Origin of the sequence: Thalassospira povalilytica, from assembly GCF_002844235.1 — a bacterium.
Classification (GTDB): domain Bacteria; phylum Pseudomonadota; class Alphaproteobacteria; order Rhodospirillales; family Thalassospiraceae; genus Thalassospira; species Thalassospira povalilytica.
This window is the reverse complement of sequence record NZ_PGTS01000004.1, coordinates 26648-40402: the sequence shown is the minus strand read 5'-3', so window position 1 is coordinate 40402 and position 13755 is coordinate 26648. Positions and strand designations below refer to the sequence as shown.

Sequence of the window (13755 nt, the reverse complement as noted above, 5' to 3'; positions counted from 1 at the left end):
CGGTTTGATAATGTTCCAAAGAAGAAGTGTGATGGGTGATCTCGTCAATTTGCGTCAGGTGCGCAAACGTAAGCAGCGCAATGAAAAGGCCAAAAAAGCCGACGAGAACCGGGTTCTCCACGGGCGCACCCGGCATGAACGCGATCTGAATGACGCCCGCAAACAATCGGCGGGCAAGCATCTTGATGGTCATCGCCGTGACGATCCCGATGCCTCCAATCCGTCCAATGCGCCCAATAGGCCCAAAGTGTCCGATGAACCGGATAATGCCGATGCGACTGATGCCCAGGATACGGTTGTCAAAGACCATGATGCCGATCAAAGCCCGCAGCCGTCCGAGGCCGCGCTGACAAAAAGCCGATCAGACGAAACCGCGCGGGATAATGTCGTATCGATTTTCGGTCACGGCAAACCGGGGAATGATCCGGCCTGATCAGTCTTCCTGTCATAGATAATTTTCCCATCCTGTCGTCGCGTTCGTGTGATGCGGTTGCCCCGCCGTGCTTGGTGAGGCCCGTCAGAAGCCGTTTCTGCCTGCTGGGTGGTGGAAGCGATGTTGGACGTCCAAGGCATCACTGGCGCGCTTTTGACCGGTTAAAGGCGCCATTGTCGTTGAGAGTGGACATTGAATAGGGACATTGAACTGGGAAGCAGGGGGCAGAATGCCGTCACCCGGGTCGGAAATGCAGTGTCAGGGGGCTGATGCCATCACTGCAAAACACGCGGGCAAATTCGGGCCGTTACATCGGATGAGCACGGCAGCACCGGCGATATGCCGGGAATTCAAATCACAGCACCAAAAAAAACACGTTTGATCCGGTGCCGGTCACAGGTCTTTTGGGCGGATATTCCGGATGAACCGGAAATCAGTTCAGAAGCGTTTCGGCTTCGCGTTTGCTTTGATCAAGTGCCTCGTCCCAACCCATAAGCCAGTCTTCATGATCGCGCGAATCTGACGGATAGGGATTTTCCGTCAGGCGATGTGCATCAAGCCCGGCGGAAAAGCCGGAACCATATGCCGAATTGGGCAGATGACGTTCATGCACCACAGGGGCATTGGTTTCATAGACCCGGTTGCGAAATGCCGGCAGCGAACACAGCACGCCATCATCAATACCCAGCGGATAGGCCATCATCATGGCTGTTCCAAGAGATGTGATCGAAAGTTCGTCACCGGTGGTCACACGAATAAGCCCGGCCATTTGCAGATTGGCAATGGCGGTGTCGATGCGCCGTTGCAAATCCGGACCATCTTCAATGGCAACCTGATTGCCATCATCGTCTGTGCAGAAAAGGGATAAAACGCGCCGCAACAGCATGTTGCGGTCAAGATTTGCTTCGGCACTGCGCAACACCGTGAGCATCAGCGCGGGATCGCCAGGTGCAAAATCCATAGAACTGGACATTCAGGGGCCTCCGTTCAGATAGAACCGAATTCCCTCCCAATCTGGCAGCTTTTCTCTCTCTCCTCGGCGTCGGGGCCGAAGCCATGCTGCCTTTTATTATTATAGTTTGCAGATATGTTTCCAACTTGTGAAGACAAGATTGCAGACCGAAAGAATTTTTTATTCCTGTGTGTGAAATGCATCGCACCACCGCACCAGGTATCTGTTTTTCCGTGAAAATCGGCAGACCGGCAAAAGGCCATGATCACCCTATAAATCCGATGCAAACCCGATCATGACGTCATGAAAACACGCCGGTATGCGCAAATCGCATCCACTTGGTCACTGTTTAGGGATCGGGAATGCGTCTTGCGCGCTATTTAGACGGTTTTGGGGCCGGTTTTGTGTCGGGGCTGCGCCAGACCCGCACTCGGTTGCGACCGCCTTCCTTCGCGGCATAAAGGGCCCTGTCGGCCTTTTCGATGATTTGTTCGATTGTGCGGCTTTTGGTCATCGGGGCCGCCCCGATGGAGGCAGTGACCGGAAGGGTGGTGCTATCGGATATCGTTACCGGGGATGCTTCGATTACCCGGCGCAGACGTTCCAGCACGCGCGCACATTGTTTCATGTCTGCATTGGGCAGACAGATCAGGAATTCCTCGCCGCCATATCGGTAAACCTTGTCGAACGGGCGGACATGGGATTGCAGGATGCCGGCAACCGATTGCAGCACCAGATCGCCGGCCTGATGGCCATAGGTATCGTTAACCGATTTGAAGTGATCAAGGTCAACAAGGGCGATGGCGGTCGGGACCTGGGTTCGAATCGCACGTTCGCGTTCGGAATTCAGATCCCCCATCATGGTTTGACGGTTATAGGTCCCGGTCAGCGGATCAACATCGGAGCGCGCCGTGCGAAATGCGCGTTCAAGACGACGCAACTGGGCAAAAAACGATTCGGCGCGCAGGGCCATCATATCGAATTCGGCCGAATCGATTTCGCCATCAACAGCGCGCGCACTTAAAAGTCGTTTGGCCGAATCGTGCAATTGTTGATGAGTGGCTGCCAGCGCATGCATGGCGGGTTGATCAATCAGGCGGTTATTGCGGTTAAGTTCGTACCAGGCGCCAAAATCGCAGTCATGTTCGTCATCGTCCATTTCGGACGGATGCGGAGAATCGGGAAACATCAGCTTCCGATTCCAGCGCAATATCAGTGCGATATGTTCGCCAAGTGCCTTTTCGAGCTCGGCCAGGATGTCGCGTTCAGCATCGGCCATGCCGCCCTCGGCAACGCTTTCGGGCATTTTGTGGCCCTTGCTGTTGCCTTTCGCCGATCGGGTGGCATTCGATGCTGGTTGCGACGTGTCATTCATTCAGCTGGCCCGGGAAAAACTTCGGTAAAGGTCTGTTTTAACAGGCGATCAAGTTCACCCATAGTAATATCGACCCCAAGGTCGGCAAGGCTTGTGACCCCGTGATCGGAAATTCCGCACGGAACAATGCCACCGAAATGCGAAAGATCCGGGGCAAGGTTGATGGCAATGCCGTGGAAGGTCACCCAGCGGCGCACACGTACGCCAATGGCGGCAATCTTGTCTTCACGGCCATCTGCCCGCACCACCCAGATGCCGACACGGCCGTCCCGGCGTTCGCCCTTGACCCCAAGCAGGGCAAGGGTGCGAATCACCCATTCTTCAAGATTATGGACATAGGCACGCACGTCACGACCACGATTCTTGAGGTCGAGCATCAGGTAAACCGTGCGCTGACCCGGCCCGTGATAGGTATATTGGCCGCCACGGCCCGCGTCATAGACAGGAAAACGATCCGGATCGACCAAATCTTCCTGATGGGCGCTGGTGCCGGCTGTATAAAGTGGCGGATGTTCAAGAAACCAAACAAGTTCATTGGCTTCGCCGGCATGGATGGCCTCGGCACGGGCTTCCATTTCGGCAAGGGCTTCGGGGTAGGAAACCAACTCGGAGGTGGTGCGCCACTCTAGGATTTGCGCGGTTGGGGCGATGCTTTGCATTTTTCCTGTCAAATAAGTGAAAAGATCCCTTGATCAGGGGTAACCAATTTGCTATCTCCCTTTCCGCGCCAAGGCAAGCCCACTTCGAAACCTCACGGGACTTGCTGCAGACAATATGCGGTCGTGGCGGAATTGGTAGACGCGCAGCGTTGAGGTCGCTGTGGTAGAAATACCGTGGAAGTTCGAGTCTTCTCGACCGCACCATTATCTGGCCCACCCGGGCAACCGGGAAAGCCACGAAAAAGAGCCCGCCAGAAATGGCGGGTTTTTTCGTTTCTGGACCTTCCCCATATATGTCCTACAATGTTCCGGTCAGGCGGTGTCGGGCGATGTCCGGTAATCAACGCAGTTGCGATACAACTGATTGATTTATTGTGCAGTGCCGCGTTGAGAATTATGCAATGCAGCCCATTGGCCGTGCGTTACACTGAGTGCTTCTATCGCAGGGAAAACTGCTTTAGTCTGGGCGTCCCGCTAGAGTGAATTATCAGGATTTAACCATTTCGTGGTTAATTAATGTAAATACCTGAAATTAAAAGGTATTATAATGGCAAATAGAAATGACAAGCTGCGCGAAGCAGCTTTGGACTATCACCGGTATCCCACCCCGGGGAAATTGTCCGTAACGGCAACCACCACACTTGCCAACCAACGTGACCTTGCGCTGGCCTATTCGCCGGGCGTTGCGTTCGCATGTGAGGAAATCGTCAAAAACCCCGACACTGCGGCGGAATTTACCGCACGTGGTAATCTGGTTGGTGTGATTTCCAACGGTACGGCTGTGCTTGGTCTTGGTCCGATCGGCCCGCTGGCATCCAAGCCGGTGATGGAAGGCAAGGCGGTTCTGTTCAAGAAGTTCGCCAATATCGATGTCTTCGACCTTGAAGTCGCCGAAACCGACCCGCAGAAATTTATCGATATTGTCGCAGCGCTGGAGCCGACCTTTGGGGGTGTTAACCTCGAAGACATTAAGGCACCGGAATGCTTTATCATTGAAAAGGCATTGCGCGAACGTTGCAACATTCCGATCTTCCATGATGACCAGCACGGCACGGCAATCTGTGTGGCCGCGGCCGTCCTGAACGGTCTGCGTGTGACCGGCAAGGATATCAACAAGGTCCGTCTGGTGGCATCGGGTGCCGGTGCCGCGGCACTGGCATGTTTGAACCTTCTGGTGTCGATGGGCCTGCCCAAGGAAAACATCACGGTCACCGACCGGTTTGGTGTGGTCTATAAGGGCCGTCAGGAAGAAATGGATCCGTGGAAAGCGGAATATGCCATTGAAACCAACGCCCGCACCCTGAGCGATGTGGTCGAAGGTGCCGATATCTTCCTTGGCCTGTCTGCGCCAAATGTCATGGGCGAGGACGAGCTGCGCAAGATGGGCGAACGCCCGATCATCATGGCGCTGGCCAACCCGACCCCAGAAGTATCGCCGGAACTGGTCAAGGAAATCCGCCCCGATGCCGTTATGGCAACCGGGCGTACAGATTATCCGAACCAGGTGAACAACGTTCTTTGCTTCCCGTTCCTGTTCCGAGGTGCCCTTGATGTCGGCGCGACCGAGATCAACGAGGAAATGAAGATCGCCGCGGTCGAGGCAATTGCCGATCTGGCAACCGCCGAAGTATCGGACGTGGTGGCGACCGCCTATGGCGGGGAGGAGCTTAAATTCGGTCCGGAATACCTTATTCCCAAGCCGTTTGACCCGCGCCTGATGCTTGAAATTCCGCCACGCGTTGCCAAGGCCGCGATGGATAGCGGTGTTGCCAAACGCCCGATCGAGGATTTCGATCATTACCGTCAGCAGCTTGAAGGCTTTGTCTTCCGGTCCGGTCTGGTGATGAAGCCGGTCTTTGACATGGCGCGTGCGCACAAGAAACGCGTTGTCTATCCCGAAGGCGAATCGCGCCGTGTGCTTCAGGCCTGTCAGGTTCTGGTCGATGACGGTGTGTGCCATCCGGTGGTGATTGGCCGTCGTGAAGTGATCCTTGACCGGATTGCCGAGCTTGGCCTGCGTCTTGTTCCTGACGAGCAGATCGAAATTCACGATCCCGATGACAATCCGCATTTCGAACAGGATTGGCAGGACTTCCACAACATCATGGGCCGTCGCGGGATCAACCCGGAATATGCCCGTTCCATCGTGCGTACCCGTCCAACCGTGATTGCGGCCCTGATGCTGCGTCGTGGCGAAGTCGATGCGATGCTGTGCGGCTGTCAGGGCGGTTTCCTGCGTCATCTGCGCTATGTCCGCAACCTTGTCGGCCTGCGCAAAGGTGTCACCGATTTCTCGACCGTCAACATGATGATCATGAAACAGGGGACATTCTTCCTGACCGATACCTATGTGTCGGTGGATCCGACCCCGGAACATGTGGCCGAAACCACGATCATGGCCGCCGATGTGGTCAAGCGGTTTGGCATCACGCCAAAAGCCGCGCTGATTTCGCATTCCAACTTTGGCAGCCACGAAAACAAGTCGGCCTGCAAAATGCGTGATGCGTTGCAGCTGATCCGCACCCAGGCCCCCGATCTTGAGGTCGAAGGTGAAATGCATGCCGATGCCGCAATTTCGCAGCCGATCCGTGATCGTATCTTCCCGCATTCGATGCTTAAGGGTTCTGCAAACCTTCTGGTGATGCCGACCCTTGATGCCGCCAACATCTCGTACAATCTCGTCAAGATGCTGGGCGACGGTTTGCCGGTTGGTCCGATTCTGGTGGGTGCGGCAAAATCTGCACACGTCGTCAGCCCGTCCATCACGGTACGCGGTATTGTCAACATGACGGCGATTGCCGTTGTTGACGCGGTGACGCGCAGCCAGGAAGGCCAATAAAAAATAGCCTGAACCCCACTTGAATTATTCGGCGGGGTTCAGACTTTAATCTTCTATCGGCGCCCTTGACCGGGGCCATGTGATAGCGCAAAAACAGCCGTGTCGGGATTTTGATTATCAACTTCCCGGCGCGGCGTTTTCTTGGCGCAGTCGAAATCTGGTGCGGGACGCAAAAAGCAGCACATCATTCAGGGAGGGGCAGATGACAGGTCAGGTTGAAGAACTGGACCGTCCGGCGGAAACGTCGACTGGCGATGAATATGTCGATCTGACACCTGAATATGCGCGCGAAATTTTCGACGCGCTTGGTGAAGATGACAGCAACACCGCTTCCGAACTGCTTTCGGAACTTCACTTTGCCGATATTGCCGACTTGCTTGGCTGGGCAAGTTCAAACCAGCGTGCGCAGCTTGTCGAACTGATCCGTCCCGATTTTGATCCGGAATTCCTGACCGAGCTTGATGACGAACTTCGCGAAGAAGTCATCAATCTGCTTGGTACCGATGTGGTGGCCGAGGCCATTACCGAACTGGATTCCGATGACGTCGTCGAGGTCATCGAGGATTTCGACGAGGACGAGCAGCGCGAACTTCTGGGCGCGCTGTCCGATATCGAACGTGCGCGTGTTGAAGAAGCGCTGTCCTATCCGGAATATACCGCCGGCCGTATCATGCAGCGCGAGCTGGTGGCGATCCCGGATTACTGGTCGGTCGGCCAGACGATCGATTTCCTGCGTTCGGCCAAAAGCCTTCCGGATGATTTCTATGACATCATTGTCGTCGATCCGCGCTATAGCCCGGTCGGGATCGTGCCGCTGTCACGTGTGATCCGCACCAATCGCCCGGTTCTGGTGCGCGATGTCATGGAATCAGAAGAAATGCGTACGGTTCTGGTCACCGAGGAACAGGAAAACGTCGCCCATCTGTTCCGTCAGCGCGACCTTATTTCCGCCCCGGTGGTTGATGACAGCGGCCGTCTGGTCGGTGTGATCACGGTCGATGACGTCGTTGACGTTATCGATGAGGAATATGAAGAAGACATGATGCGTCTTGCCGGTGTTGGCGAGGAGGATGACCTTTCCAGTGCCATCCTTGATACCACGCGGTCGCGCTTTACCTGGCTTCTGGTCAATCTGGGCACCGCGATCATGGCGTCGCTTGTGATCGGGATGTTCGAAGGAACGATTCAGCAGCTGGTGGCACTTGCCGTTCTGATGCCGATTGTTGCATCGATGGGCGGCAATGCCGGCACCCAGACCCTGACCGTTGCGGTGCGTGCGATTGCCACCCGTGAACTGACCAGCACCAACGCCTGGCGCGTCATCCGCAAGGAAGTGGCTGTGTGCGGGCTGAACGGCCTTGCCTTTGCCGTGCTTTCGGGGGCGGTGACATGGTTCTGGTTTGGTGATGTCATGCTTGGCGCTGTCATCGGTGTGGCAATGATTGTCAATTTGCTGTTTGCCGGATTGTTCGGTGCTCTGATCCCGCTTGGGCTTGAGCGCGCAGGCATTGACCCGGCGGTATCGTCATCGGTGTTCCTGACGACGATTACCGATGTGGTCGGCTTCTTTGCCTTTCTGGGACTGGCCGCGGCATTCCTGCTTTAGGACCGGACATCGCACAGCATAAATAAAAAGCCCCGCCTCAGTCCGAGCGGGGCTTTTGTCATTTCGTCATGGCAGTATGGCATTTCGGGTGACAGGAACCGCAACAGGCCCAGCAGCCAGCACAGTTTTACTTGCCGGACTGTTCATCCTGTTTGGGTTTTGATTTGGGTTGAGCCCGCGTCGAGCTTTTCTGACGGGTCAGGAGTTCGGTCGTGTCCTGCGCATCAAGCGGGGCCGAAAGCAGGAAGCCCTGCATTTCATCGCAATCGGCGGCTTGCAGGACAGCCAGCTGTTCTTCGGTCTCAACACCCACGGCAACGACTTTGCGGTTCAGGCTTTTGCACAGGCGGATTGCCGGCTGCAAAATGCTGTTTTCGGGCTGTTCATCGAGTGAAAGATTAAACAGCGATTTTGACAGCTTGATACGCTGTACCGGGAAGCGTTTCAGATAGCGCAAGGACGTGTTGCCGGCCGCAAAATGATCAAGTGTCAGGCCAATGCCCGCCTCGGCAAAGCGATAGAACTGACCAAGTGCCCGTTCGGGTTCGCGCATGGCGATGTCTTCGGATACCTCGATCTCGATCATGGCCGCATCAATTTCATGTTCTGTGGTCAGATCCATGATGTTCTTGATCAGATCGGCCTGAATGAACTGGCGGCTTGAAACGTTCAGCGCAATCGGAACCGGGACATATCCCTGTGCCCGCCAGTCGGACAGTTGCTTGCACACGGTTTCAATGATCCATTGACCAAGCGGGGACAGCAATCCGGTGCGATCGGCAACCGCGATGAAGTCAGGCGGCAGGCGGCGTTTGCCACTGTCATCGATCCAGCGCAGCAACGCTTCGAACCCGGTCAGGCTGCGATCCGATGTCCGGTAGCGCGGCTGATATTCCAGCACAAAGCGTTTTTCATCCACCGCACGGCGCAACTGCGTTTCCATCGACAGGCGCGCATGCATGACGTTGTTCATTGTTTCAACAAAGAAGCAATAAGACGATTCTGCCGATTTTTGCGCGCGATACATTGCCGCATCGGCATTGGCCAGCAATTGCGACGGCGCACGCGCGTCATTGGGATACAGGGCAACACCGACACTGACATGCAGGCGGATTTCATCGCCGGTTGCCGTCTGAATGGGTTGCGACATGGCTTCGACGACACGTTCGGCGACCAGTGCGGCACCCTCGGCTTCTGACAGGTCGGTTGCGATGATCGCAAACATGTCGCCAGAAAACCGCGCACAGGTATCCTTTTCGCGCACGGTCGCGCGCAGACGTCCGGAAATGGTCCGAAGGGTTTCATCCCCGATATCTGCACCAAATCGATCATTGATCGCGCGGAAATTGTCGATATCGACCACCAGAACCGACAACAGCTTTTCATAGCGTTTGGCATGCGCGACCGCCTGATTAAGGCGGTCTTCAAACAATGCGTGGTTTGGCAATCCGGTCAGCGGATCATGGGTTGCCAGATACCGCAAACGATTGACCGATGCATTGGCAGCCGGATTGTGATGCAGGGTGATATCGACGCAATCGGCATTGGTCGTCGATGGTTTCATCGACAGATTGCAGACGACATGAACGCCCTCGGCGCTGCGCACAATCCATTCACGGCGCAATTCTTCGTCACCGCGATTGATTGCAAGCAGCATCTTTTCCTGTGACCGGCGCGATGCGGTGCCGTCCGACTGGAATTCGGGGGCCAGATTGTAAAACCGGATAAAGCCGTAATCTTCTTCGCGCAGGTCAAAGAATTCGGCCGTTTCGGGGGACATCGATTTCAGGTGACCATCAAGCTTGGTAATCGACAGCGCCAGATCATTGATGTCATCACCGGCATTGATGTGATGCATCGTCCGGCGGCCCGCCGGTCTTTGCCGGTTGCAAAGCATGAAGATCAGAACGGTGAATATGACGGTCGCCGTTCCGCCGAACACAAGAATCAGTTCAGGATTGATGGTGCTTTGTGTTGCCAGTTTCGGATCGGCAATCACATCAACCAGCCATTGGCGTCCGACGATTTCGACCGGTACGGTTCGCTGCAACAATTCATTGTCGCCTTCGCCGCGGATTTCAAACAGGACGGTGTCACCTTCGCGGACGCGAACGGTGTAATCTTCGACCTGTTCGGTATTGATCACTGCTGCCAGCATGGACCGGATGCGAAACGCACCGTTAATCACGCCGATAATTTCCCCATCCCGCCCGAGGACCGGGCTATAGGCAGCAAAACCGCGGCCGCCCTGAAGAAGTTCAAGTGTCGGGGTGATCTGGGTGCGGCGTTGATCAAGTGCGATATCAAGCACGGGACCGGCAACCGGATGACGTTTAAGGTCGGCACCGATCGCGGGCACATTGCCCTTGATCGGGGCGACATACAGAATGATGTAGTTGGGCGAAATCCAGTTGATGGCCTGAAGTGCGGGGAAGCGGCTTTGTAACGGCGTTGCAATCGACAGATATGCGCGTTCGTCTTCCGGTGCGCCGTCCTGCCAGTTATCGGCAAAACTTTCCAGCACAGCCAGATTGCTGGTGACGATCTGATTGACCTGCTGGGCAACAGCATTGGCGGTGATCTGGGCCGCAGACAGCAAAATGGTCCGGCGGTTGTTTTCAAACGTCTGCCAGAAAAAGAATGTCACTGAGGCAAAGAAAAGAGCCGTCAGAAAACCAGCCACCAAGGCCCGCTTTTTCAAACGGGTCGTTTGCGTGGATGTGTTTTCGTCGGCTTGCTTGTTTTCTTCTTCCATATCTCCCCCATACGTGACCCGCCAAACGGGTCCCCCCGACCCGTCAATACGCGCAGAAAACGTTTCCGTCGCGCCATTTGCGCTGATCATCAAACCCATGATGTCGCACAAATGGTGTCGTGTCACGCGGCCGATTAACAGTTCCCTGTATGTTTTATGGTGTTATTCTTACACGATTTTAAGGGTTTGGTCGCGTTCATTTGCGGATAAATTTTCGCGTCATGGTAATGCTGGCCCGGCCTGTATGGCGATTGCGCGACATGATCGGGAGATAAATCTTTGATCGCCCCTGTTCGCGGTGCGTCAACTGGTGTATCTCAGGCGGGCATCTGACAGTGGCGTCGATCTGTCAGGCAAAGCGTGACAAAGATCACCCCCGAGAGAGAATTTATGAAACATCATCATCGCAATCCCCGGGCCCGCGGGGGACGCAAGCGTCAGCCGTCGCGGCGCGATCCGTTGATTGGTTTTGAAGCGCCCGTCACAATCGAACAGGTTGGGGCGCGTGGTGATGGTATTGCCCATGTCCAGGCGCCGGACGGCAAGTCCGTGCTGGTCTATGTCGATTGCGTTTTGCCCGGGGACGAGGTGCGTGTTGCCCTGCGTCAGAAGCGCGGTGATGGCTATGGCGCCGAAGTCATCGAGGAACTGAAAAGAAGCCTCGCATTCAATCCGCCGCGCTGTTCGCATTTCAAGGAATGCGGTGGCTGCGCGCTTCAGCATATGAATGATGATGATTACCGCGCCTGGAAACATGACAAGGCCAGAACGGCTGTTTTGCGGGCCGGGATTGACCCTGAAGATGCCGATAACCTGATTGCTGATGTTGAAATCTCCCCGCCGGCAAGCCGCCGACGGGCCGGTTTTTCGGTGCATGTCGGGGCGGCTGGCGTGTTTGTCGGGTTCCATGGCCGGTTCAGCCATACTGTTCTCAATGTTCCGGATTGCGTGGTTTTGCGCCCTGAACTGATGGCATTTCGCGAAGCATTCGTGACGTTTCTGTCCTCCTGTCCGCCCGACCAGGCGCGCGACATCAAGGAAGTTTTTGTCACGCATGCCGATAACGGGCTTGATGTTCTGATCCATGCGACAGCCGATCCTGATCTTGATATGCGTCAGGACCTGGCGGAATTTGCAGACAGTCTGAATATTGCCCGCCTGAGCTGGAAGGTCGGTGATCGCCCCGATGAACCGGTTGCGGCCCGTCATACGCCAACGGTCGGTTTTGAAAATGTCGATGTTCCGATCGCCCCGGGCGGTTTTTTGCAGGCCACCCGCGAAGGTGAACAGTCACTCGTCACGGCTCTTAAGGCCGCACTGGCCGATATTGCCCCCAAACAGGTGGCCGATCTGTTTTGCGGAGTTGGAAGTTTCACCTTTGCCTTGGCCCTTTCCGGGAAACGGCGTTCGGTCACCGCGGTTGAAAGCGATCCGCGTGCGGTTGAATTGCTGCAATATGCGGTCGGACAATCAGGAAGCCCGATCAAGGTCGTCAAACGGGATCTTTTCCGACAGCCCCTGACTGCGACTGAATTGGCGGGATTTGATCTGGTAGTGTTTGACCCGCCGCGCGCCGGGGCGCTTGCCCAGTGCGAGGAACTGGCGATTGGTGGCCCGGAATGGGTTTTGGCCGTATCGTGCAATCCGGCGACATTCACCCGTGACATGCGGGTTCTGCGCAATGGCGGTTATGAAATCCAGAAAATTGTCCCGGTCGATCAGTTCCTGTGGTCATCGCATCTTGAATTGTTTGCGGTATTGCGACGCACAAAGGCGGCTTGATCAGGGATCGATTCGGTCCCGATTAACCGTCCGTTTGGGCCCGGCATCACCATTGATGCGGGTCGATCAGGCCGGAAATCCCGATATCGCGCGCTGATTGTGCATTTGCGCTTAATGTTTAACGCCGAATAATCTATACTAATGGCTGGTATTTCCGCCGGACACCAGGAAGGTCAGGCGGGCAAAAGTTTGAAAGCATTTCAAATTCTTTGTCCGCGCAGCATGTAGTTGCCTCGCCGGCTTGTTTGTGCGGAAAAGCGATGGAACCACTGGCCAGCCAGCTTACGATCTATACCAATACTGCGCGTGCAATCGCACCGCAGAACAGGTTGATTGCGGGCGATGCGAACCAGTCTGCCACCAATGCCGGATCCGCCGGGCGCAATACCGATGCGGTGCGCGGCGCAAATTACACATCTGAAAAGCTGCGTGGCACACTTGGCAGTGCCAGCGATCTGGTCTCGCAAGCTGCAAATGATCTGTCACGGATCGGCGATGCGCTTGATGAAATAGATGCGCTGATCAAAACCGCCGAAGAAAACCCGACCCTTTCACGACAACAACGCGCCCAGCTTAACGCCCAGATCGAAGATTATCTGACCTCAATCGACGATATCGCGGCAAACAGCAGCTATGACGGTCGCAATCTTTTGGCCGAAGACCAGACCATCACCGTTCAGGCCGGATCGGGAACCTCGTCGGACAACCGGATCAATGTCGATCTGTATGCGTCATCGGCCGATGATCTGGCAGCGGGGCTGTCATCGATTGACCTGTCGGATGTGGCGGGCGTCACCGATGCACGCACCCGCATTGACGAGGCACAACAAGCCCTTCGTGATCGTGAAATCTCGCTGGCGGCTGATGGCGGCAGCATATCGATTGCCCGCGATCAGAACCGTATTTCGCAGGTTGCCGGTGACAACATTGTCCAGGCGCAGCTGGCGGCAAATGATGCTTCGGCGGCTGACGATGTGCAGGCCAGAATTTCTGAAAACCTTCAGGCCTATCTGGGGGATATCGCCAGTCAGCTTGCCAACCAGACCGTGACGGTCGGTGGCTTTGCCCTGCCGGAACCGCAACCTGATCCGTTCCTTGAACAGAATGACACGGCGGCCTTCGATCCGAATGCTGATGATGACACCGGCTTTGAAACCGGATTTGGCGGCACGACACCAAACAGCCCCACAGGCACACGCACCACCAGCACACCGGTCTTTGGCGGCTATGACAGTGGTGGTCAGGCGACCTCAAGCGGCGGCGGCGGCAATACACAGCGCCCAAGCCGGGTGTCTGTTGATGCCTGATGCCTGATGCCGCACCGGGCTATGGCGGGGTTATTGCCCTGAACCAG

At 55.8% G+C, this 13755-nt stretch carries 9 protein-coding genes and 1 tRNA gene; 6 read left to right on the top strand and 4 right to left on the bottom strand.

Features of this window, described 5'->3' with window-relative positions:
• Positions 1–31: 31 nt before the first annotated feature.
• A complete protein-coding gene (locus CU041_RS11635; protein ID WP_101247080.1) occupies positions 32–433 on the top strand; it encodes a DUF4169 family protein in 402 nt (133 codons plus the stop codon).
• A gap of 433 nt (positions 434–866) precedes the next feature.
• On the opposite strand, the gene CU041_RS11630 is transcribed toward CU041_RS11635, so the two are convergent.
• From CU041_RS11630 to lipB, 3 genes are all read right to left on the bottom strand, one after another.
• The gene (locus CU041_RS11630; protein WP_228194426.1) at positions 867–1406 is read right to left on the bottom strand and encodes a hypothetical protein; all 540 of its coding nucleotides are present in this window, start codon (positions 1404–1406) and stop codon (positions 867–869) included.
• A 355-nt stretch (positions 1407–1761) separates the two neighbouring features.
• A complete protein-coding gene (locus CU041_RS11625) occupies positions 1762–2691 on the bottom strand; it encodes a diguanylate cyclase (protein ID WP_068517010.1) in 930 nt (309 codons plus the stop codon).
• Between the two features lie 65 nt (positions 2692–2756).
• Positions 2757–3419 carry a lipoyl(octanoyl) transferase LipB gene (gene lipB, locus CU041_RS11620; RefSeq protein WP_101247079.1) on the bottom strand — a complete coding sequence of 221 codons (663 nt, stop codon included), beginning with the start codon at positions 3417–3419 and terminating at the stop codon, positions 2757–2759.
• Between the two features lie 117 nt (positions 3420–3536).
• On the opposite strand from lipB, the gene CU041_RS11615 reads away from it, so the two are divergent.
• The 3 genes from CU041_RS11615 to mgtE all read left to right on the top strand — a co-directional run bounded on the left by CU041_RS11615 (position 3537) and on the right by mgtE (position 7864).
• Positions 3537–3623, top strand: a tRNA-Leu gene (locus tag CU041_RS11615).
• A gap of 343 nt (positions 3624–3966) precedes the next feature.
• Positions 3967–6258 carry an NADP-dependent malic enzyme gene (locus CU041_RS11610; protein ID WP_068516912.1) on the top strand — a complete coding sequence of 764 codons (2292 nt, stop codon included), beginning with the start codon at positions 3967–3969 and terminating at the stop codon, positions 6256–6258.
• 202 nt (positions 6259–6460) lie between these two features.
• The gene (gene mgtE, locus CU041_RS11605; RefSeq protein WP_101247078.1) at positions 6461–7864 is read left to right on the top strand and encodes a magnesium transporter; all 1404 of its coding nucleotides are present in this window, start codon (positions 6461–6463) and stop codon (positions 7862–7864) included.
• 127 nt (positions 7865–7991) lie between these two features.
• Here the strand turns inward: mgtE and CU041_RS11600 are convergent, their stop codons facing one another.
• Entirely contained in the window at positions 7992–10619 is a 2628-nt protein-coding gene (locus CU041_RS11600) for a bifunctional diguanylate cyclase/phosphodiesterase (RefSeq protein ID WP_068516910.1), read from the bottom strand.
• Between the two features lie 390 nt (positions 10620–11009).
• Here CU041_RS11600 and CU041_RS11595 point away from each other — a divergent pair, with 390 nt between their 5' ends.
• Positions 11010–12401 carry a class I SAM-dependent RNA methyltransferase gene (locus tag CU041_RS11595; protein WP_101247077.1) on the top strand — a complete coding sequence of 464 codons (1392 nt, stop codon included), beginning with the start codon at positions 11010–11012 and terminating at the stop codon, positions 12399–12401.
• A gap of 260 nt (positions 12402–12661) precedes the next feature.
• Positions 12662–13708, top strand: coding sequence for a flagellin N-terminal helical domain-containing protein (locus CU041_RS11590; protein WP_101247076.1), 1047 nt, complete (start codon positions 12662–12664; stop codon positions 13706–13708).
• The last annotated feature ends 47 nt before the right edge of the window (positions 13709–13755 follow it).

What these genes read in the sequence shown, in the direction of transcription:
- CU041_RS11635 (WP_101247080.1), top strand. Translation starts at nt 32, where the DNA reads ATGGGTGATCTCGTCAATTTGCGTCAGGTGCGCAAACGTAAGCAGCGC.
- CU041_RS11630 (WP_228194426.1), bottom strand. Translation starts at nt 1,406, where the DNA reads ATGTCCAGTTCTATGGATTTTGCACCTGGCGATCCCGCGCTGATGCTC.
- CU041_RS11625 (WP_068517010.1), bottom strand. Translation starts at nt 2,691, where the DNA reads ATGCCCGAAAGCGTTGCCGAGGGCGGCATGGCCGATGCTGAACGCGAC.
- lipB (WP_101247079.1), bottom strand. Translation starts at nt 3,419, where the DNA reads ATGCAAAGCATCGCCCCAACCGCGCAAATCCTAGAGTGGCGCACCACC.
- CU041_RS11610 (WP_068516912.1), top strand. Translation starts at nt 3,967, where the DNA reads ATGGCAAATAGAAATGACAAGCTGCGCGAAGCAGCTTTGGACTATCAC.
- mgtE (WP_101247078.1), top strand. Translation starts at nt 6,461, where the DNA reads ATGACAGGTCAGGTTGAAGAACTGGACCGTCCGGCGGAAACGTCGACT.
- CU041_RS11600 (WP_068516910.1), bottom strand. Translation starts at nt 10,619, where the DNA reads ATGGAAGAAGAAAACAAGCAAGCCGACGAAAACACATCCACGCAAACG.
- CU041_RS11595 (WP_101247077.1), top strand. Translation starts at nt 11,010, where the DNA reads ATGAAACATCATCATCGCAATCCCCGGGCCCGCGGGGGACGCAAGCGT.
- CU041_RS11590 (WP_101247076.1), top strand. Translation starts at nt 12,662, where the DNA reads ATGGAACCACTGGCCAGCCAGCTTACGATCTATACCAATACTGCGCGT.